Source organism: Oerskovia enterophila (genome assembly GCF_001692445.1).
In the GTDB taxonomy this organism is placed as follows: domain Bacteria; phylum Actinomycetota; class Actinomycetes; order Actinomycetales; family Cellulomonadaceae; genus Oerskovia; species Oerskovia enterophila.
Genome location: NZ_MAQA01000040.1, coordinates 24535 through 43880, shown reverse-complemented (window position 1 = coordinate 43880; position 19346 = coordinate 24535). Strand labels below are relative to the sequence as shown.

The window sequence follows — 19346 nt, the reverse complement described above, 5'->3', positions numbered from 1 at the left end:
ACCCACGCCCCCGGCCGGCATGCGATGGCCCTCGTACCGGGCCCCATCGCTCGCCCCGCAACCCCGGCTCGCGCCACGTCCGCTGCCCGGCACCAGTCCGCTCGCGACCTTGGCCGGCACCGTAGCCGCACGAGCACCTGGGCCCGGCCCCGCCCCTTTTCCCTTGCTCACGGCCACCGCACGGCTCCTTCGCCGGCCATGACCCCGGCCCGCGCCGAGCCCTCTGCCCGGCGAACACAGCAGGGTCCCCAGCTCGTGTGTGCGCGTAGCCACCACCATCGTGGTGGCTACGCGCACACACGAACCTCCCCTCGGGCGAGGAGACCCCGGCACCCGCGGCACCCCGCCCCGTACTCGCTGGACAGAACCTCCAGTGCTCCGGGCCGGGATCAGAGCACGCACCCAGGGGCTGGTGTTCGGTTGCCCGCGCGCATCTGCCCGGGCCCGGCGAGGCCAGCCCGATCGCGCGCGAGACCGTTGTCACGGCTCCCTCGAAGTCCGTTGCTTCCCCGGTCGCCTTCGCGGCGCGCGGTCGTCCGTCCCGCAGCGCCGTCTGACGGCTGGCACGCCCCCGCTCCCCGAGAGTCGCCCTGCTCCCCGACAGCGTCGCGCCGTGGAACGGCGGGCGCCGACGACGCGTGACAAGCCCTCCGCCACTGACAGCGCGCCTCTTCGCCGTGCCCGATCTCGGAGCCGTCGACAGTTTGTGCGCTGAAATCGACAGGTTGTGCAGAACGGGCCGGAGCGTGCCGCCGGGCGCGCTGTGATGGGTGCGCTGGGCTCCGGTGATGGGACACGAGGTGTGCCAGAGGAACCGCAGCTTCGCACGGACCAGGAACGACGGGGACGTCGCCCAGGTCCACGCGATCGATGTTGCCACGAGGGGGCATCTAGAGCGCGGCAGCACTTGAAGAGTCGAAGGAGACACACACGTGTACACCCGCAAGCGCGACGAAATGGGATGTCGATGAAGACTACGGCGGCACGACGAGGCCAGAAGATGACCAGAGGGGCAAAGGGAGCGGCGGCGCTCTCGGCGATCGCCCTGATCGCGGTTGCGGGATGCACCAGCGGCACCCCCGACGAGAACGAGACGAACGACTCGAGCGCCTTCACCACACGTGAGGTCACGGACGGCAAGACCGAGTTCGTGGTCGTCACGAACCCCGGTGACGGACCGGTCCTCTCCTACGGCGCGGACAGCGGTATCGAGCTCCTGACCGAGGAGGTCGACGGCAAGAAGCTGGCGTTCAAGGACATGAACGCCAACGGCTCCCTCGACACCTGGGAGGACTGGCGCGAGACCGCTCAGGACCGCGCGGCGGCCCTGAGCGAGGAGCTCACGGTCGAGCAGATCGCCGGTCTCATGCTGTTCAGCTCGCACGAGCGTTCCCAGGCGGACGGGCTCACCGACGCCCAGAAGGAGTACCTGAAGGACTCCCGCCTGCGCAACGTGCTGCACGCCGGCCCGAGCGACGTCCAGGCTACGGTCACGTGGGCGAACGCGATGCAGGCGTACACCGAGTCGCTGGCCACCGCCGACGAGCCGTACATCCCCGTGAACTTCGCCTCCGACCCCCGTTCGACGGCAGGCAGCGGCGGCTACAACGCCGAGGGCGCGGACATCTCGCGCTGGCCCTCCAACCTGGGTCTCGCCGCGACGTTCGACACCCAGCACATGGATGCGTTCGCCGAGATGTCGTCCGCGGAGTACCGCGCACTGGGCATCACGACGGCCCTGAGCCCGCAGATCGACCTGGCGACCGAGCCGCGCTGGCTGCGTGTCGGCGGCACGTTCGGCGAGGACGTCGACCAGAACACCGAGCTCGCGGCGTCCTACGTCAAGGGCTACCAGGGCACGACGGGCCAGGACGGCTGGGGGCCGGAGTCGGTCAACTCGATGATCAAGCACTGGGCCGGTGACGGTCCGGGCGAGGGCGGCCGCGAGTCGCACACGGACGTCGGCAAGTACGGCGTGTACCCGGGCGACAACTTCGACGCCCACACCAAGGCGTTCCTCGGTTCGCTCGACTCGGCCGCGGTCATGACCGCGTACTCGATCGCTCTCGACGGCAACGGTGAGCCGCTGTTCGGCGAGCGCGTCGGCACGGCCTACGACGACGCGCGCATGAACCTGCTCCGCAAGGACAACAACTACCAGGGTGTCGTCGTCACCGACTGGAGCGTCACGACGTCCGTGACCGACCCCGACGCGAAGCTCGGCACCGCCTGGGGCGCGGGCGACCTGACGGTGGACCAGCGACACTACGAGATCCTCAAGACCGGGCACGACATGTTCGGCGGCAACAATGCGATCGAACCCGTGCTCGCAGCGCACGCGTTGTGGCAGGCGGACTTCGAGGCGGGCGTCAACGAGATCGACGCCGACTCCCGGTTCCGCGAGTCCGGTGCGCGCATCCTCACGATGTTCTTCAACCCGGGCCTGTACGAGAACGCCTACCTGGACCTCGACGAGTCCAAGAAGGTCCTCGCCTCCGACGACAAGATCGAGGCCGGCTACTCGGCCCAGCTCGACTCGGTCGTCATGCTGAAGAACGACGGCGAGACGATCTCGGCCTCCGACGCCGCGGCGTGGAAGGACAAGACCGTCTACATCCCGCGCAACTACAACACGGGCTTCGACGGAGCGTTCGGTCCTGGTGAGTACGTCGAGGGCGAGGGGATCGACGTCGAGGTCGCGAAGGAGTTCTTCGCAGAGGTCGTGACCGACGAGGCCGTGACCGACGCCGACGGCAAGGTCACGAGCTACACCGCTCCCGACCTGTCCGAGGTCGACCTCGTCCTGGTCGGGATGGACAGCCCGGACAGCGGCAGCAACTTCACCAAGGCCGGCCGCGACGCCACGACCGGTGAGTGGTACCCCCTGTCCCTGCAGTACCGCCCCTACACCGCCGACGGCGCGAACGTTCGCCAGACGTCCATCTCAGGTGACATCCTTGCCGACGGGAGCCGGGAGAACCGTTCGTACTTCGGCAAGACGTCGCGCATCGCGAACGAGTCCGACCTCGACGCGTTCGACCGTGCCGTCGCTGCGATCGAGGCCAGCGGCCAGGACATCCCGGTGGTCACCGTGCTCAAGGCCATCAACCCGGTCGTCCCGGCCGAGTTCGAGAGCCGGTCCGACGCGATCGTCGTGGGCTTCGGCACGAGCGACAAGGCGCTCATCGAGGTCGCTCTCGGTCTCTACGAGCCGCAGGGCCGCCTGCCGATGCAGTTCCCGAAGGACATGGACACGGTCGAGGCACAGCTCGAGGACGTGGCCAAGGACATGACGCCCTACACGGACGCCGCGGGCAACGCGTACGACTACGGCTTCGGCCTGAACTACTCGGGGCCGATCACCGACTGACGGCCACGCACCGGGTGGCCGTCGGCGCGAGCTGGCGGTCACCCGGGCGTCGGCGTGTCCATGGACGCGCCGATGCCCGGGCCGCGGGGTGTGCTCGTGGCCGGATCTCATCAAGGAGCAGAAGTGAAGCAGAACAAGGTGCTGACCACCGGCCTCGGCGTCGTGCTGGGCCTGACCGGGCTCTTCGGGCTCACCGCCTGCGGCAGCGGCGACAGCGACTCCGGCGCGAACGCCTCCGCGGAGCAGGCAGCCGATGTCGACATCAAGGACGACCTCGAGAACGCCAAGACGGCCGTGACGGACGCCCTGGCCGAGGACGACTCCTGGGCCCAGATCATGCTTGCCAGCGACGTCAAGGCCCCGACCGTCAAGTACGGCCTCCTCGTGGTGCCCTTCACGGCCTCGGACGCAGCGTCGCGCGTGCAGGGCACGGTCGACATCAAGGACGGCAAGTTCACGATCGAGGGTGACTCGGCCGCCACCGGCCAGACGTGGCAGATCGACCAGAACGGAAAGATCTCCGAGGTGTCGGAGTAGCTCTACGGAGCACCGCCCGGTCCCTGGCCAGACGACGTCCGCGGACCGGGCCGTCGACCAATCACGACGAGACGCTGGCAGTGCGTCACGTCCGCTGCGCAAGCCGGCGATCCCCATGACCTGATCGCTGCCCGCACTCGAGGAGGAATGCAGTGAACGCCAAGGCGAACAACGCCGACCGGCAGAAGAAGCCGATGTCGAACAAGAAGTACCTGTGGATCTGGGCCCCCGTGCTCGCCACGGTGACCGTCGTGACAGTCGTCGCGAACGTGGGCCTCAACGTCGCGGGCGGCTGGGTCGCGTCCCAGTTCGGCTCCGGTACGTACGAGTTCACGAACGCGCCCGAGTCTGCAGGCTGGGACACCGAGTACTACACGTCCGACTTCGGCAGCATCGAGGAGGTCGACGAGGCGGCCAAGACTCTCGTCGAGGAGATCGCCGCAGGCGGCATCGTCCTGGCGAAGAACGAGGCGGGCACGCTACCCCTGGCGACGAGCTCGCGCGTGACGATGCTGGGTCGCGCGGCCGCGGACCCGGTGTTCGGGGGTTCGGGCTCCGGCTCGGTCGACACGAACTCGGCCGTCACCGCCCGCGCCGGGCTGGAGAACGCCGGCTTCGAGGTGAACGACCAGGTCTTCACCACGATCGAGGCGTTCGCTGCGGAGAACCCCCGGGGGTACATCGAGATGGACCGCCCCGACATCTCCACCTATTACATCGGTGAACTCCCGGTGGGCGAGTACGAGGCGCAGTCCGCGTCGTTCGCCGACTACTCCGACGCCGCCGTCGTGTTCGTCGGCCGGCCCGGTGGTGAGGGCGGCGACCTCACGCAGGACATGACCGGCTGGGACGACAACGCCGAGCCCGGTCAGCACCAGCTCGAGCTGAACCAGGACGAGAAGGACATGATCGAGCTCGCGAAGTCGAGCTTCGAGAACGTGGTCGTCGTGGTCAACTCCTCCACGACCATCGAGATGGGCGCCCTCCAGGACGACCCTGAGATCGACTCGATCCTGCTGGCCGGGTCGCCGGGCGCCACGGGCCTCAGCGCCCTGGGCCGCATCCTGGCGGGCGACGTGAACCCGTCCGGCCGTACCGCGGACCTCTGGGCGGCCGACTTCACGGCCGACCCGACGTTCGCCAACTTCGGTGAGTTCGTCTACGACAACATCGAGGCGTCCTTCCCGGTCCCCGCGATCGAGAAGGCCACCTCCAACGCCACGCTCACGTCCGACGCCCCGTTCGTGAACTACGCCGAGGGCATCTACTTCGGCTACCGCTACTACGAGACCGCCGCGGCCGAGGGCTTCATCGACTACGACGAGGCCGTCGTCTACCCCTTCGGGTACGGCCTGAGCTACTCCGACTTCGCCTGGAAGGTCGTCAGCACCGAGGCCGGCGAGGTCGACGGGAAGATCTCCGTGACGGTCGAGGTCACGAACACCGGCACGACCGCGGGCAAGGACGTCGTCGAGCTCTACTACAGCGCGCCCTACACGGCCGGCGGCATCGAGAAGTCGGAGGTCGTGCTCGGCGGCTTCACCAAGACCGGTCTGCTCGAGCCCGGCGCGAGCGAGACCGTCACGATCGACCTCGCGGTCGAGGAGATGGCCTCCTACGACCACCTCGACAACGCCGCGTACGTCCTCGAGGCGGGCGACTACGCCATCACGCTGCGCACAGACTCGCACACGGTCGCTCCGGGCACGGAGCCGATCACGTACACGGTGGACTCCGACGTCGTGTACTCCGGTGACAACCACCGCTCGACGGACCTCGCCGAGGTGACCAACCAGTTCGACGACGTCTCGGAGCAGTTCAGCGCCGAGCCGACCGACGGCAAGATCCTCATGATGTCCCGCGCGGACTTCGCGGGGACGTTCCCGAAGGCCCCGACCGCGGACATGCTCGTCGCCGACGAGGCAGTCCAGGAGGGCTTCGAGCCCTGGGACGACGAGGCTGCGGCCGCCGCGTTCGAGGGGGAGATGCCCGCGACCAGCGCCGAGACCGACCTGACGCTCGTCGACATGCGTGGCCTCGCGAAGGACGACCCGAAGTGGGACGAGCTGCTCGACTCGATCGCCGTCGGCGACATGACGAGCATGCTGCTCAACGGTGCCTACCAGACGGCCGCGATCGGCTCGATCGCCAAGCCGCAGACCGTCGAGCCCGACGGTCCGGCCGGGTTCTCCTCGTTCATCAACTCCTCGATCAACGGTGTCGCCTACCCGTCCGAGTTCCTCATCGCGCAGACGTGGGACGTCGAGCTCGGTGCGGCGATGGGCGAGATGCTCGGCAACGAGGCGATGTTCAAGGACATCAACGGCTGGTACGCCCCGGCGATCAACCTGCACCGCTCACCGTTCGGTGGTCGTAACTTCGAGTACTACTCGGAGGACCCGTTCCTCTCCGGCGCGATGGCGACCTCGGTGGCCAACGGGGCAGCGAGCAAGGGCATGTACACCACGCTCAAGCACTTCGCGCTCAACGAGCAGGAGACCAACCGCGTCAACAACGGCATCGCCACCTGGGCGACCGAGCAGACGATCCGCGAGATCTACCTCAAGCCGTTCGAGATGGCCGTGAAGAACATCTCCATGGACGTGCAGTACGTGTCCGACGCGGACGGCACGATCTCGGAGACGACGATCGGTGCAGGCGGCATCATGAGCTCGTTCAACCGCATCGGCGCCACCTGGGCCGGCGGCTCGGAGGCGCTCATGACGGACGTGCTGCGCAGCGAGTGGGGCTTCGAGGGCTTCGCGATCTCGGACTTCAACCTGTACCCGTACATGAGCCCGAACCAGGGCATCAGTGCGGGCACCGACCTCACCCTGACGTTCCAGCCGTCGAAGTCCTTCGTGGACACCACGTCGGCGAAGGCGGTCAGCGACATCCGGGAAGCGACCCACAACATCCTGTTCACGGTCGCGAACTCCAACGCCATGAACGGGCTCGCGCCCGGCGCGACCGTCAGCTACACGCCTCCGACCTGGGTCTACATCCAGATCGGCGCGACGGTGCTGATCGGTCTGCTCGTCCTGGCCGGCGGGTTCATGGTGACCCGCCGCGTCCTGCGGCACCGGAAGGCGGACTCGTCCGTCTCCACGTCAGAGCGGACCCCCGTCGGCGCTGACGTCTGACAGCCGACCTTCGCCCCCTTCTGAGCAGCCGACCCCCTCCAGCTGCTCAGGAGGGGGCGAAGGTCTTCCTGCTCCCGGTCACCCTCGCCCGGGGTGCGGCGCGTGCGGGTGCTCGAGGAGCTCGCTGACCGAGCGGCGGCAGTCCTCGGTCGGCGGCAGCTGCTCGGCCAGCGCGACGACCCAGCCCGCGAGCCTGCGCAGGGCCACGTTGTGGTCGTTCGACGCTGCGCGCAGGACGCTGAAGGCGTCGTCCGCGCTGACGTCGCACGTGAGGGCCACGATGCCTTTCGCCTGCTCGATCGTGGCACGGTGCTCGACGACCGCCCGGATCTGGTCCTGGGCCAGCGCTCCTGCCCGGTGAGCGAGGGGGGCGGTCAGGTCGGTCAGGTAGCCCATCACCTCGACGACCCGATGGGTCGTGCGATCCCTGCGTCCCTGCCCTACGAGGCACACCGTCCGCTCACGTCCACGGGCGGTCACGATGCGGTGCACGCTCGTGAAGGGTTCGCCGTTCTCACCGGCGCATCGAAGTGCCTCCTCGACGTCGGGACGGTCGTCGGGATGACGGTGGGCCAGGAACAGCTCGATGGTGGGGGTGACGTCGCTGGGCTCGAAGCCGTGCAGGGCGTACGTCTGGCGCGACCACCACCAGCACCCGGACGCCAGGTCGTAGCGGAACTGGCCGACCGGGGGAGTGGCGACGGCGTCGCCGGAGCGTGACGCCGTGACCGGCTCGTGCCGGGAGGGGGCGATGGTCATGATGCGGGGCTCCTTCGGGTGCGGGCTCATCTCGGTGCTCGGCACCACCTCGTGCCCCTCACCCGTCGAGGATCCCGCGTCCGGCGATCGGGCACCTCGACCGGAGGTCGTGATCTTGCGCGTCGCCGTACCGCAGGTGCAGTACGCGCCGCGGGTCTCGTCGTCGGCGCCTCCGTCGAAGCGATCGTCGGGTCCGCGATCGCCTCGGGTTGCCCTGGTCCGCTGGGACGAGGAACGCTACTCGGCGCGGGGCAGGAGGAACCCCAGCGCGACCAGGGCGAGGCCGAAGATCGTGAAGGTACTCGCATAAGTGAGGATCGCGCGGTTGGCCCTGATCGCCTCGGTGGTCCATGCCAGGTCTTCGCCGTCCTGGTCGGCGTAGTACCAGACGGAGTCGTACATGAACCCGCCGTCGGAGCCGAAGGAGAGGAACACCCCGACGGCGACGAACGCGAGACCGGCGGCCACGATCGCGATCGGTCCCCACGGGATCTCGCGTCGTGGATGACGCACCGCCTCGGACATGTGTTCCCCCTGATCGTCGAACCGACGGGGGGAACGTACACCAGCCATGCTCGGTCGACGTAGCACCGAGACGCTGTGTCGATCGGCAGGGGGACCACTCGGCGTGCCCAGCAGCGGCGGTCGAGCCGTGCAGCAGAACGACGGCGGGCACCCTCCCCAGCGCGGTAGGTGACCGTGCTGATGATGGGACGATGTGTCTCATGACCGAGCTGACCCTGCACGACGCCGCGAAGCGCCAGGTGGTGCGCTCCAACCTGACCCTGACCGCGATACTGGTCCCGCTTCTCGGGCTGAACGCGCTCACGACCATGATCACGACGCGCAACGTCTGGCTGGCCCTCGGCTATCTGTGCCTCGTGCTCGCCATGGTCCCGATGGTGTACCTTCTCGCGCGCCGTATGGCTGACCGGTCACGGGTCACGTTCGGTGACGGCTCCGTCACCATGCAGGGTTGGGGGCGGCCGAAGAGGTTCACGGTCGCCGACGTGGAACGTGTGGTCACCATCGACCAGATGGGATTCATGGGCACCGCTCCGACCCATCATCTCGTCGTGGTCGGGCCGCGAAAGCGCCTGCTCCTGCTCGTCGGGCAGATGTGGGACCGCGAGCAGCTCTCGGCCCTGGCGCTCGACCTCGCGCACCGCGGCGTCCCGCTCACACCGATCCACCAGCCGGTCACTCCCGCACAGCTGCGCAGGCTCGATCCCCGCCTCGTTCCCTGGCGCCAGGCCCACCCCGTGGCCCTCAGCCTGCTGGTCGTGCTCGGCGTGCTCCTCGTCCTCGTCGCGGTGTTCGTCGTCGTGGTCACGATCCTGGTCTGACCGACGTGACCGGGGGCGGCTGGCAGCCCGCGGCTCTCCTGACGGCACGAGCCTGTCCGGAGCGGGAGAGCATGATGCACCCCGGGACGAACGCGCCGAGCAGGACCGGGCCACCGACGAGCATCACGCCCCACACGAAGAGCGCGAGGTAGCCTGCGCCGGAGTTGCTCGTGGGATCGCTGTCTGCGTACGCGAGCAGGGCAACGCTCAGCACCCCCGCCGCGACCATCAGCGCGACCGGTATCCAGACCAGCGCCAACGCCGTTCGCCGGTACCCACGCGTGAACGCCGCAGGCGGGATCGCTGGCCTTGGCGGGTAGCTCGGGTACGGGGCACCGGTGTAGGGGTAGCCGAGGGGAACGGGCCCCGTCGACGGGTCCGCCGGAACGGGGTGGACGGGTGGTTTCGTCATGGTTCTCTCCTGATCTCGACCTGGGCCGGCCCGTAGCGGGCCCCGTGGTGTGTTCCCGGCGGGTGCGCAGACGAACCGCCTTCAGCGGCCTCGGTGCTCCGTGGCCTTCGCTCGGGCAGCACACCGGGGGTCATCATCCGTCGTGGCCGGCGGTCCTGGTGACGTCGTCTGGAAGCGCGTCCGGGACCGCGCCCGGCCAGTCACCCTCGCGGGCAAGCCTCTTGAGGTTGAGGGCGCCCTCGGGGCTGTCCTCGGACAGGGGGACGACGAGGGTGTTGTGCTGGGCGCTCTCCCGGACCGGCCCGTACGTCCACCCAGCACCGGCGCCGCTCGCGGACAGGTCGAAGTACGGCTCGCCGTCGCCGGTGCTGGTCCTGATCTCGATCTGCGTGTTCGGCATGTACCCCTCGCCGACCGACCAGACCGACCAGACGACGAAGTCGACCAGCAGGTCGCCGTAGTCCACGACGTAGCCGGGCTCGATGGTGAGGGCGACCGTGTAGCCGGTGTTCCCCTTGACGTTGGGTCTACCACCACCGGTGAACTCGGTGACAGCGATACCCGAGATCGCTTCGATGGACGCTCGAGCCTCGTCGAGAGTCTGTCCGGTCTCCGCATCGTGCGGAATCGTCTCCGCAGCGCTCTGCGGCTCTCCGGGGCTCGGCGGGCTTGAGCTGCACCCCGAGAGCGCGATGGTGAGGGCGACGACGGATGTCAGGGCGCGTCGTCGGGTGATCTTCATGCGAGGTGGGCTCCAGTCGTGTCGCGGATGGCTGCGGCCGGGGTGAGTCAGCTCCAGGCTGTGTGCTCAGCGCTCGTAGGGCTTCGCCCACCAGTCGTGATAGACGGAGACGTGGGTTTCGCTGCCGGTCCGCATGCGCAGCGCCATGTACGCGTCCCACCGGTACTCCTCCTGGTCGAGACCGTCCCCGGGGGCCTGTAGCTCCGTGAGGTACTCCCGCGGCATCTCGAGCGCGTCGGCAAGACACGCCACGTCCCCCCAGGAGGGGCCCACGACCGCCCCCACCTCCCCGAAGTCGACGAACCCGTCGTCACGGTCGATGCTCGCGCCCACGAGGCCCAGGTCGCAGCCGTCGAACGCCGTCGTCACCGCACGGATGTTCGCGCGGCGTTCACGATCTGGGCGTATCGCGACGTGCACGACGAGCGCGGCGACGGCGATGAGAACCAGCACGAGCGATACCGCGAGTGGGACCAGCCATCGCCGTCGGCGACGAGCCGAGCTGGCGAGCGATGGTGCGAGACCCCCGGTCGCGCGGGGGTCGGGGGGCAGAGCCATGGTTCTCCTGCACGTGATTCGTAGGAACTAGCAGGGCTCGCCACCGTCACCAGGCAGGCGCCGCGCACCACCCACGGCTCGCCCCCCGACAAGGCGGGGCGCCGCGCACTCCGCGCGACGCCCTGCCTTGTCGTGCGTGGCCTAGCCGATGAACGTCCTCCATGCACCGCAGTCCTTGATCGGGCCGCCGGCCGAGACGTCCTGTCGGCACGCGCGCACGGAGACTGACTCGCCCCGTGAGATGCCACCGGGGAACCACGTGATGCTCGAGCCCACACCGTCGCTCGCCCTGTAGGTCTTGGTGGTCCCGTCGAACGTCACCTGCGCGACGGCGCTGGCGCCGTCCTTGCGGTTGTCGATGACCTTGACGTATGCGCTGTGATACCCCGGGTCGTTGGGGGCGAAGGTCGCCTTCGCGTAGCTGCCCGCACTGTAGACAGTGCCCGACGTGCCCGCGGAGGCACCGCTTGCCGTCGCGAGCAGCAGTGCGCAGGCCGTGAAGACCGCTGCGGCGATTCGTCGAGTTCTCAAGACGGCTCCTTCGTCGTCGCGCTTCGAGCTGGACGCGACGGTCGATCGTGACGGTGGGCTTCGAGGATCTTCGCACCCGGCAGCACCAACGGGCGATGGGCACTGGTACCCATCCGGTCGCTCGACGAACCACGCCGGCCCGGCGCGACGGGGCCGTGCCGCGGTCGCCTCAGGCGCGCAGAGCCGCTGATGTCCAGGCGCCTCTGGGATGTGTCGTACAGCACCTGGCCGTTTCGAGGTGCTTCTGGATGCCTACGTGAAACGGTCGTCACATCTGGCCGCTCTGAGAGGGGCGAGATGGAGTGCTTCCGCAGGTCACGGGCCTGACGTAGAGGTGCCCCGGGTGGGATTCGAACTCCCACCCGAGTGGGTGCACCCACGATCGTCCTGACTCCAAAATCGGCGAGATTCCAACGACTTCGGGGTGGGTGCATGTGCCGATCGTGCATCCTGATACGTCCAGAATCAACTCCGTAGACGCATGGGTAGACGCATGGGCGCCGCACTACCTCACCTCGTGTGCGCCGACCGAGGCCTCCATGAGCGCGACCGCCTCGTCGAGCCTGGCGAGCAGCTCGTCGAGCTCACGCCCCACCTGCTCGCGGTCGAACGGGACCAGGGGCCGGGTGCGCGCGGCCGGTGCGTCCAAGGACATCCGGGCGGCGCACACACGGGCCACGGTGCGAGCCGAGATCGGAACCTGGCCCGGCAGACCGTGACGGTCCAGGGCGACCAGGAGCGGGGCGCCCGGCTCGACGGCGGGCACCGGTCCCTGGCACACGTGCCCCTCGCCGGCGTGACGCACCACGTGCTGCGCCCCACCCCGCGAACCGTGCGGGACGAGCTCGCGGTGGACGACCAGCCAGCGCGCGAGCACGCACTGGGGGCACACGTCCTGCCCGGACGTCAGGGGCACCCCGGCCACCTCCCACGCGGCCGGGGTCGTGCGCGCCGAGGCGACCTGACGGGCGGTCAGCCCGAGCATCTGGTGCGCCATCACGATCACCGCATCACGGCGGTCCCGGATCGAACCGGGGGAGCAGCGCGCGATGGCCTCGGCCGGGTCCAGCCACCCGGACCCCGCCCGCGAGGGGCCCGGCGGCGGGACGTCGTGGGTCGCAGGTAGCGGTGGGACCAGCCCGGCGCGCTCGTGCTCCGCACGGATCGCGCGCACCCGGCCCAGCGTCGTGCTGGGCGCGGAGGGGACCTGGGCAAGGAAGGCCGAGATGTCCGCGGGCCGGGCCGGGAGCGGACGGCGCCCGGTTGCGGTGCACCAGTCCACGAAAAGCGCCCAGGCGCCGGGGTCGGCCCGAGTCACAGGCCGAGCCTGGTCACGGCGTTGCCGGCCAGGGGGTCGTTGTCGCGCGAGTACACCGCGACGGTCGCCGGGTTCGTGTGCTGGGTCTGGCGCATGACCTCCAGCGAGGACGCGCCCGCACGGACCGCCTGCGTCACGAAGCCCGCCCGCATCGAGTGGCCCCCGAATCGGGAGGCGTCCAGCCCCGCGGCCATGGTCCGACGCTTGACCACCAGGTTCACGCCGTGCCCGCCCATGGCGTCCGGCTGCACTCGGCCCGACCGGTGCACGACGGGGAACAGCGGGCGGTCGCCGTCGAGCGAGTGCGCCTCGAACTCCGGGGCGCGGCACACGTGCCCCGCCCCGCCCGCGACCTCGAACACCGCGGCCATGACCTGCGCGCGGTCGTGCCCGGCGTCGAGCACGTGGACCCAGCGGACGAACGCGCACGGAGCGCACGTGATGGGCCGCTGGCCGTACGGCAGCGCCTTGACCGCACCGCGGCTCTCCTGGTCCGTCTTGGACCGGCGGACCTTGACGTGCAGCCCGTCGTCGCGGTGGCGCGTGACGTCAGCGACCCGCAGCCGGGACAGCTCCTCGCGGCGGAACGCCCCGACGAAGCCGAAGAGCAGCAGGCACGCGTCGCGGGCGGCGTGGACCCCGCCCGGGTAGGTGCCCTCGCGCGCCACCTCGAGCACGTGGGCCAGGTCGTCACGCATCAGGGGCGCCACGCGCCGGGTCGGGCGGGCCGCACCCGACAGGCGCCGCACCCCGGCCAGGACGACCTTCACCTGAGGGTGGGCACCGGGGGCAGCCATGCCCTCGCGAGAGTGCACGGCGTTGATCGAGGAGATCCAGCGGCTGATCGTGGCGGGGGAGTACGTCGGGCGCCCGTCGACGTCGACGAGCTTGGCGTGCGAGGCGATGTACTCCACGAGCGCGGCCGGACCGACCGGCAGCGGGTCCACGCCCTGGTCCTGGCACCAGCGGGTGAAGCGCGCCCAGTCCGCGGTGTACGCGGCCCACGTGCTCGGCGCCAAGGCCCCCTGGGCGTAGACGATCGCCTCGGCGCTCACGGCCATCGTCTCGACCGGCCTGTGCGCGCTGGGGTGGGCGATCAGTGCGCCGTCCTGGGGGTCCACACCTCGAATCTAGCCATCGCCTCCCACCCGGCATGAATCGCGGCCCGGCGACTGGCGGCCCCCACGAGGCCTTGGCTCTAGGATCTGGCCATGACCTTCGCAGCGAACGTTGTTAGCGTCCTGATCGCTTCGCCGAGCGATACCGCTGCGGAGCGGGATGCGGTCGAGCAGGCGATCCACCAGTGGAACGCCGATCGCGCAGAACGCCAGGGCGTTGTGCTAATGCCACTGCGGTGGGAGGTGAACGCGGTGCCGGTGATGTCCGACACGCCCCAGGGGGCGATCAACAAACAGCTGCTGGACCGAGCGGACATCGTCATCGGAGTGTTCTTCGCCCGCCTGGGCCAGGCAACCAAGCGTTACCCGTCGGGCACGGTCGAGGAGATCATCGAGGCGAACGAGGTCGGCAAGCCCGTCCACGTGTACTTCTCGTCGGCCGACGTGCCGATCAACCAGATCGACATCGGGCAGCTGACGCACCTCAAGGACGTCAAGGCCGACCTGCGCATCCGTGCGCTGTACGGGGAGTTCGCGTCGATCGACGAGCTCAAGATGAAGGTCCGCTCTGCCCTTGAGCACGACCTGGCTGAACTGAACCTCTCGACTCCTGCAGCGCCCGCACGGGAAGACGAGAAGCCCGCGTTGCGCGCAACGTACGAGTCGAGGCGCAAGCAGTACCAGGACTCGAAAGGCAGAATGAAGTACCGCACCGTAGGCACACGCGTCGTGGTCATCAACAGCGGCAACGCGGTCGCCCGAGAGGTGCGCTTGTCGCTGGAGCCTGTAGATGGAGGTGCCCTGCCAGCGCGCATGGATGGGTGGGAGCGTCCTCGTGACATCGCGCCGAACGGGGGCACGTCGAGCTATCCGCTCATCCTCATGATGGGGGTCGCCAGGGAGTACGAAGCGACTCTGACGTGGACGTCCGAGTTCGGGGACGAGGAGACCACCTCTCACTCCCTTTCGTTCGCCTGATCCTCGCGATGGCGGTCCGTTTCGGTGCGAGTGGCGGCAAGGTGCCCGGCGGCTACTGCATCAACTTCGCGATGCGCAAGCGGACTCCCTGCGACTCGGGGACCTGCTTCACGAAGTAGTGCTGGTGAGGCTGGGCGTCCATGACGACCTGTGGGCTGGCGGCGATGGCATCGCGATGCTATTGGGCTGAGCCTCTCGCTATTCGTTGCCCCGTGCCTTGAGTCTGGTCGAGCCCCGCAGCGACCTCGCGTTCGAGACGACCGTCTGCTTTGACGTAGAGGGCCTGGCAGATGGTCTCCGGACGTACTCGGTGCCCCGGAGATGGGACCGCCCACTGACATGCCGATTCCTGTCGCGTCGAGCACGCTGGCACGCTGCGGTCTGGCACGCGGTCCGCCGCCTGGTCGAGGACGGTGAGCGCCCGTGAGGGCTGAGCATCGCCGAGGCGTTCACGTTGCTCGGCGAGGAGCCCGTCGAGGTGCGGCGCAGCAAATCCCGCAGCGAGGTTGAGCACGGGCCGTCGTTGTCGAGGCCGGTCCAAGTGCGGTGGTTGACGTCGGCGGCGCGGTCGGCATCGTCCATGTCGCGGCGGTCGTCGTTCTCGGCCATCTGCTCGAGGATGCGCCGGGCCTGGTCCGCGTCGCCTTCCACGATCCGTGCGGGGCTGGCACCACGCAGGGGCCGGGATGTCGCGCTCGTCCTGGTGCCCGGCGGGCGCACGACTTTGCCCTGTCCCGCCGGGCCGGCCCTGTCCCGGTGCGTCTACGAGGTGCTCGCCTGGGTCGACGAGCACCTCGTAGATGTCACCGCGTAGGACGGCTAGCCGGCGGGTCGGTCAGCCCGCGACGAGCTGGGATAGCTCGACGAGCCGGTTCGAGAAGCCCCACTCGTTGTCGTACCAGGCGAAGATCTTCACCTGCGTGCCGAGGCTCTCGGTGAGCGGCGCGTCGAAGATCGCCGACGCCGGGTTGCCGACGATGTCGGCCGAGACGAGCGGCGCCTCGGAGTACTGCAGGTACGGAGACAGCCCTGACGTCTGCGCGGCGGCCCGGAACGCCTCGTTCACCTCGGCGGCCGTGGCTGGTCGCGAGAGGACCGCCGTGAGGTCGGTGATCGACCCGACCGGGACCGGCACGCGCAGCGAGAGCCCGGTGAGCCGGCCCTCGAGCTCAGGGATGATCTTGCCGATCGTGGCGGCGGCACCCGAGGACGTCGGGATGGTCGACAGCGCGGCGGCCCGGGCACGGCGCAGGTCGCTGTGCGGGGCGTCGTGCAGGCGCTGGTCGCTCGTGTAGGCGTGGACCGTCGTCATGATGCCGGACTCGACGCCGAACGCGTCGTGGAGCACCTTGACCATCGGGGCCAGGCAGTTGGTGGTGCACGAGCCGTTCGAGAACACGTCCTGCGTGAGGTCGAGCGCGTCGCTGTTCACGCCGAGCACGACGGCCGGGACCTCGCCCTTGGCCGGTGCGGAGATGATCACCTTGCGGGCACCGCCCTCGAGGTGCTGGCGAGCGCTGGCCGCGTCGGTGAAGAACCCTGTCGCCTCGATGACGACGTCGACGCCGACCTCCGACCACGGGATGCGGGCGGGCTCGCGCTCGGCGAACACCCGGATGGTCGAGCCGGCGACGGTGAGCGTGGAGCCGTCGGTGCTCACGCCGTCGAGGTGCCCGGAGACCGAGTCCCACTCGAGGAGCGTGGCGAGGGTCCGCGCGTCGGTGATGTCGTTGATCGCGACCACCTCGACGTCCGCGGCGCTGCTCAGCGCCGCGCGCAGGTAGCTGCGCCCGATCCGACCGAATCCGTTGATGCCGATGCGTACTGTCATGAGCGTCCTCCAGGTGGGTGTGGTGGTGGTGGGGGAGCGCGAGGCTGCTGCCCTGCCCTGCGCGGTGTGCGGGCGGTCAGCCCTGCACAGGTCGGGGGCGGGCGGCCTCGAGCAGCGCGAGCGCACCGCGGACGGCGGCGTCCATGGGCTCCTGCGAGCCCTGGGCCCGGGCGAGCACGTAGCCGCCCTGGACGACGGCGGCGAGCGTGCTCGCCAGCTCGTCGGGGTCTGTGGTCGCGGGCAGGTCGCCGTCGGCGACAGCCTCGGCGACGAGCGCCGCCCACTGGGCGGCGGCGGTCTCGAACGCGTCGCTGACGATCTTCAGGAGGTCAGGGTCCTCGACGACCTGGGGGTCTTGGGTCATCCGCCCGAGCCGGCACCCGAGGAGGCCCGGCCGCGGGTACGAGAACCGGCGGCGGAGCCGCTCGATCGCGGTTCCCTCCCCCTCACTCTCGACGGCCTCGGCCATGAGATGCTCCGCGACGGCACCGAGCGTCTCCAAGGCAAGGCCGTGCTTGCCGTCGAAGTGGTGGTACATGCTGCCCTGGCCCACGTCGGCGCGGGCCATCACATCCCGGGGGCTCGTCGCGGCGTAACCGCGTTCCCAGAGGAGCTCGGCCATCGCCTCGGTGAGGCGCTCTCGTGATCCGGGACGCGGGGCGAGTCGTTCGTGTACTGCCATGATCTGACTGTAACACCTAGTACGTACAGAGGTGATGTTGTGTGTCCCTGGACGGGCAGCACGTCGATGTCGTCGAGGACAAGATGCTTGGCAGAGGCCTCCACTCAGGCCTGCGGCCGACTCAACGAATCGCGCGCCTCCTGAGCGCAAGGCGCGCTTTTGCCAGGGGGCAGAACGCTGCCGGCGCACACATGAAGCCCGGATGACAGGCGACACTGGTGGTCCCTGCCGCAAATGTGCGAGGTATGAACTTGAGTATCGCCCGCTGGGGCCTGAACGCACTGACAACTCTGCGGGCCCTCGACGGTCGTACATCCGACGAGCACGAGCGCACGGCACTCGAGCAGTGGGGCGGATGGGGACCGCTGACGCCAGCATTCGAGACGTTCCTCGCCCGCGAGTGGATGCCGGTCACCGACTAACCCGCCTCGAATCCTGGGTCGCATAACCTACATTGTCGGAGCCTTGCTGCTGCCCCCCTGACACCAGGTCCGAAAACGCGATGGCCCGCGCGCACCGGGCAACCGGCCAGGTCAGCGCCCCATCGGGCGGTCCCCGTCAACACACGGGTATGGACTACACCGAGGCCGACCACCCGCGCACCAGCGACGGCAAGTTCGCGACCAAGCCCGTCGACGAGGCGCCTGGGGGACTGAACTCCCTCGGCGGATCGAACGTGGGGCGGTACGCGACGTTCGAGCTCTCGCCCGAGGACCGCGCCGGACGCGACATCGAGGACCTCGTGGAGGCCGTCGAGCTCGCCGCACCCGGTCAGGAGTGGAAGGCCCAGGCCCGCGAGCAGGTGCGCGCGCTGGCGCCCGACGTCGAGGAGCAGGCGTTCGGCGAGCACTGGGGCAAGGTCGAGCAGGCCTACGAGCTCGCGCGGCGCTTCGAGGACGACCCGGACCTGGCCAGCCAGGAGGAGGCCGTCGCGAACTCCCTCGTCGAGATCGAGGACTACTTCGGGGTCAACGCCGGCGACCGGCCCGGGGAGGGCGACTACGGCGGGTACGACTACTCGGCGATGAACGACGACCTGGCCCAGGCGTGGCGCGAGGAACTGCGCGGGGCCGCGCGGGCCCTAGCGGTGGCGCAACGCGAGACGACGCGAACCACAACCGGTGCGTGAATCCCGGCGGTGATCCGCGTCGTGGTGGCTGGCGTCGTGGGCGGTCGCAGCAGAGGCGGCGCCCGCGGGCTGGGTCAGTCGATCTCGGGCTGGCCCATCATCGTCTCGCGGGTCGGGGCGTAGAACTCCTCGCGCAGGATCATGGCCGCACCGATGCGGGTGGTGGCGTCCTGCGGCAGGGGCTTGATGTCCGGGACGTCGGCCTCGGCGTCGAACCAGCCGTCGGCGGTGACCACGAGCACGGCCCGCAGGTTGTCCAGGCGCAGGCGCAGCATCTGGGCAGCCTGCGCCGCCCGGGCGGTGTCGTCGAGGTAGATCACGGCCAGGACCCCGTCAGCCTGCTCGGTCTCGGTCGCGGCCCAGCCCGCCAGGGACACCAGGTCCACGGTCGGGGGCAGGTCGATGCGGCGGATCGTGCCCGAGCTCGTGCGACCGCTCTCGTCGCTGGTCAGCGACATCACGACCATCGAGTGGTCGGGGGCGAACCCGAGCTGGTACGGGATCAGGGTCAGCACTTCGCGGGGGTCGATGACTGAGGTAGTGGTCACGATCGGAGCCTTCCGTCACGGCCGACCTCGGCCAGCCCGAGGTCGTTGCGCCCGGCTCGTGGGGCGGGTCGCGAGGAAAGTCCCCGACGGGTTCAGTTCGGGCCCGGACGACCGGGCGCTGGCGGGGTCATGCGGCGGTCGGCGGCTCGGGGGTGGGCTCGTGCCCGGCGAGGGTCAGCGACTTGGGGCACGGCCAGTGCACGGTGCTCCCGGCACGTGCCGAGCAGGTGGGGCAGATCCCGAACAGGTCCGCGGTGTGCGTCAGCGCCGAATCGACGTCCGGGTCGTACATCGACGGGACGGACCGCAGGGTCGCTCGCTTGCGCGTGGTTCGGGCCATGACT

At 69.5% G+C, this 19346-nt stretch carries 19 protein-coding genes; 7 read left to right on the top strand and 12 right to left on the bottom strand.

The features are described from left to right. The first annotated feature begins 1000 nt into the window (after positions 1–1000). From OERS_RS15035 to OERS_RS15025, 3 genes are all read left to right on the top strand, one after another. A complete protein-coding gene (locus OERS_RS15035) occupies positions 1001–3370 on the top strand; it encodes a glycoside hydrolase family 3 N-terminal domain-containing protein (protein ID WP_231907772.1) in 2370 nt (789 codons plus the stop codon). 123 nt (positions 3371–3493) lie between these two features. Continuing rightward, positions 3494–3907, top strand: coding sequence for a hypothetical protein (locus tag OERS_RS15030; protein WP_068626661.1), 414 nt, complete (start codon positions 3494–3496; stop codon positions 3905–3907). Between the two features lie 152 nt (positions 3908–4059). After that, a complete protein-coding gene (locus OERS_RS15025; protein ID WP_068626659.1) occupies positions 4060–7050 on the top strand; it encodes a glycoside hydrolase family 3 C-terminal domain-containing protein in 2991 nt (996 codons plus the stop codon). A gap of 78 nt (positions 7051–7128) precedes the next feature. Here OERS_RS15025 and OERS_RS15020 read toward each other — a convergent pair whose 3' ends face one another. Together OERS_RS15020 and OERS_RS15015 are read right to left on the bottom strand one after the other, a co-directional pair. Next, positions 7129–7809, bottom strand: coding sequence for a PAS and ANTAR domain-containing protein (locus tag OERS_RS15020; RefSeq protein ID WP_169834238.1), 681 nt, complete (start codon positions 7807–7809; stop codon positions 7129–7131). A 237-nt stretch (positions 7810–8046) separates the two neighbouring features. Next, complete coding sequence (locus OERS_RS15015) at positions 8047–8334, bottom strand: hypothetical protein (RefSeq protein ID WP_056761917.1); 288 nt, start codon at positions 8332–8334, stop codon at positions 8047–8049. A 200-nt stretch (positions 8335–8534) separates the two neighbouring features. Here OERS_RS15015 and OERS_RS15010 point away from each other — a divergent pair, with 200 nt between their 5' ends. Then, positions 8535–9155 carry a hypothetical protein gene (locus tag OERS_RS15010; RefSeq protein WP_068626656.1) on the top strand — a complete coding sequence of 207 codons (621 nt, stop codon included), beginning with the start codon at positions 8535–8537 and terminating at the stop codon, positions 9153–9155. Here the strand turns inward: OERS_RS15010 and OERS_RS21220 are convergent. The 6 genes from OERS_RS21220 to OERS_RS14980 form a co-directional block, all read right to left on the bottom strand. Further along, a complete protein-coding gene (locus OERS_RS21220) occupies positions 9139–9567 on the bottom strand; it encodes a hypothetical protein (RefSeq protein WP_139107866.1) in 429 nt (142 codons plus the stop codon). The genes OERS_RS15010 and OERS_RS21220 overlap by 17 nt on opposite strands. 133 nt (positions 9568–9700) lie before the next feature. Then, positions 9701–10309: a hypothetical protein gene (locus OERS_RS15000; RefSeq protein WP_068626652.1), complete on the bottom strand. Its 609-nt coding sequence runs from the start codon at positions 10307–10309 to the stop codon at positions 9701–9703. A 66-nt stretch (positions 10310–10375) separates the two neighbouring features. Beyond that, entirely contained in the window at positions 10376–10762 is a 387-nt protein-coding gene (locus OERS_RS14995) for a hypothetical protein (protein WP_068626650.1), read from the bottom strand. Positions 10763–11008: 246 nt separating this feature from the next. Continuing rightward, positions 11009–11398, bottom strand: coding sequence for a hypothetical protein (locus tag OERS_RS14990; protein ID WP_068626648.1), 390 nt, complete (start codon positions 11396–11398; stop codon positions 11009–11011). Between the two features lie 505 nt (positions 11399–11903). After that, a complete protein-coding gene (locus tag OERS_RS14985; protein WP_139107865.1) occupies positions 11904–12716 on the bottom strand; it encodes a hypothetical protein in 813 nt (270 codons plus the stop codon). After that, positions 12713–13837 (bottom strand): site-specific integrase, encoded by a 1125-nt coding sequence (locus OERS_RS14980; protein ID WP_083201506.1) that lies wholly within the window; start codon positions 13835–13837, stop codon positions 12713–12715. The genes OERS_RS14985 and OERS_RS14980 overlap by 4 nt, the downstream gene beginning before the upstream one ends. 90 nt (positions 13838–13927) lie before the next feature. On the opposite strand from OERS_RS14980, the gene OERS_RS14975 reads away from it, so the two are divergent. After that, positions 13928–14812: a hypothetical protein gene (locus OERS_RS14975; protein WP_068626645.1), complete on the top strand. Its 885-nt coding sequence runs from the start codon at positions 13928–13930 to the stop codon at positions 14810–14812. 835 nt (positions 14813–15647) lie between these two features. Here the strand turns inward: OERS_RS14975 and gap are convergent. Further along, a complete protein-coding gene (gene gap, locus OERS_RS14965; RefSeq protein WP_068626641.1) occupies positions 15648–16643 on the bottom strand; it encodes a type I glyceraldehyde-3-phosphate dehydrogenase in 996 nt (331 codons plus the stop codon). A gap of 76 nt (positions 16644–16719) precedes the next feature. After that, entirely contained in the window at positions 16720–17325 is a 606-nt protein-coding gene (locus OERS_RS14960) for a TetR/AcrR family transcriptional regulator (protein WP_068626639.1), read from the bottom strand. 245 nt (positions 17326–17570) lie between these two features. Between OERS_RS14960 and OERS_RS21590 the strand changes: the two genes are divergently transcribed. Together OERS_RS21590 and OERS_RS14955 are read left to right on the top strand one after the other, a co-directional pair. Next, positions 17571–17747 carry a hypothetical protein gene (locus tag OERS_RS21590; RefSeq protein WP_169834237.1) on the top strand — a complete coding sequence of 59 codons (177 nt, stop codon included), beginning with the start codon at positions 17571–17573 and terminating at the stop codon, positions 17745–17747. 149 nt (positions 17748–17896) lie between these two features. Further along, entirely contained in the window at positions 17897–18454 is a 558-nt protein-coding gene (locus OERS_RS14955; protein ID WP_068626637.1) for a hypothetical protein, read from the top strand. 74 nt (positions 18455–18528) lie between these two features. Here OERS_RS14955 and OERS_RS14950 read toward each other — a convergent pair whose 3' ends face one another. After that, entirely contained in the window at positions 18529–19002 is a 474-nt protein-coding gene (locus OERS_RS14950; RefSeq protein WP_169834236.1) for a DUF4192 family protein, read from the bottom strand. 127 nt (positions 19003–19129) lie between these two features. Then, complete coding sequence (locus tag OERS_RS14945) at positions 19130–19342, bottom strand: hypothetical protein (protein ID WP_068626633.1); 213 nt, start codon at positions 19340–19342, stop codon at positions 19130–19132. Positions 19343–19346 lie beyond the last annotated feature (4 nt).

Excerpts from the sequence above, each read along its gene's own strand:
- gap (WP_068626641.1), bottom strand. The coding sequence starts at position 16,643 with ATGACAGTACGCATCGGCATCAACGGATTCGGTCGGATCGGGCGCAGC.
- OERS_RS15015 (WP_056761917.1), bottom strand. The coding sequence starts at position 8,334 with ATGTCCGAGGCGGTGCGTCATCCACGACGCGAGATCCCGTGGGGACCG.
- OERS_RS14945 (WP_068626633.1), bottom strand. The coding sequence starts at position 19,342 with ATGGCCCGAACCACGCGCAAGCGAGCGACCCTGCGGTCCGTCCCGTCG.
- OERS_RS21590 (WP_169834237.1), top strand. The coding sequence starts at position 17,571 with ATGAACTTGAGTATCGCCCGCTGGGGCCTGAACGCACTGACAACTCTG.
- OERS_RS15035 (WP_231907772.1), top strand. The coding sequence starts at position 1,001 with ATGACCAGAGGGGCAAAGGGAGCGGCGGCGCTCTCGGCGATCGCCCTG.
- OERS_RS14955 (WP_068626637.1), top strand. The coding sequence starts at position 17,897 with ATGGACTACACCGAGGCCGACCACCCGCGCACCAGCGACGGCAAGTTC.
- OERS_RS14960 (WP_068626639.1), bottom strand. The coding sequence starts at position 17,325 with ATGGCAGTACACGAACGACTCGCCCCGCGTCCCGGATCACGAGAGCGC.
- OERS_RS21220 (WP_139107866.1), bottom strand. The coding sequence starts at position 9,567 with ATGACGAAACCACCCGTCCACCCCGTTCCGGCGGACCCGTCGACGGGG.
- OERS_RS15010 (WP_068626656.1), top strand. The coding sequence starts at position 8,535 with ATGACCGAGCTGACCCTGCACGACGCCGCGAAGCGCCAGGTGGTGCGC.
- OERS_RS15000 (WP_068626652.1), bottom strand. The coding sequence starts at position 10,309 with ATGAAGATCACCCGACGACGCGCCCTGACATCCGTCGTCGCCCTCACC.
- OERS_RS14975 (WP_068626645.1), top strand. The coding sequence starts at position 13,928 with ATGACCTTCGCAGCGAACGTTGTTAGCGTCCTGATCGCTTCGCCGAGC.
- OERS_RS15020 (WP_169834238.1), bottom strand. The coding sequence starts at position 7,809 with ATGACCATCGCCCCCTCCCGGCACGAGCCGGTCACGGCGTCACGCTCC.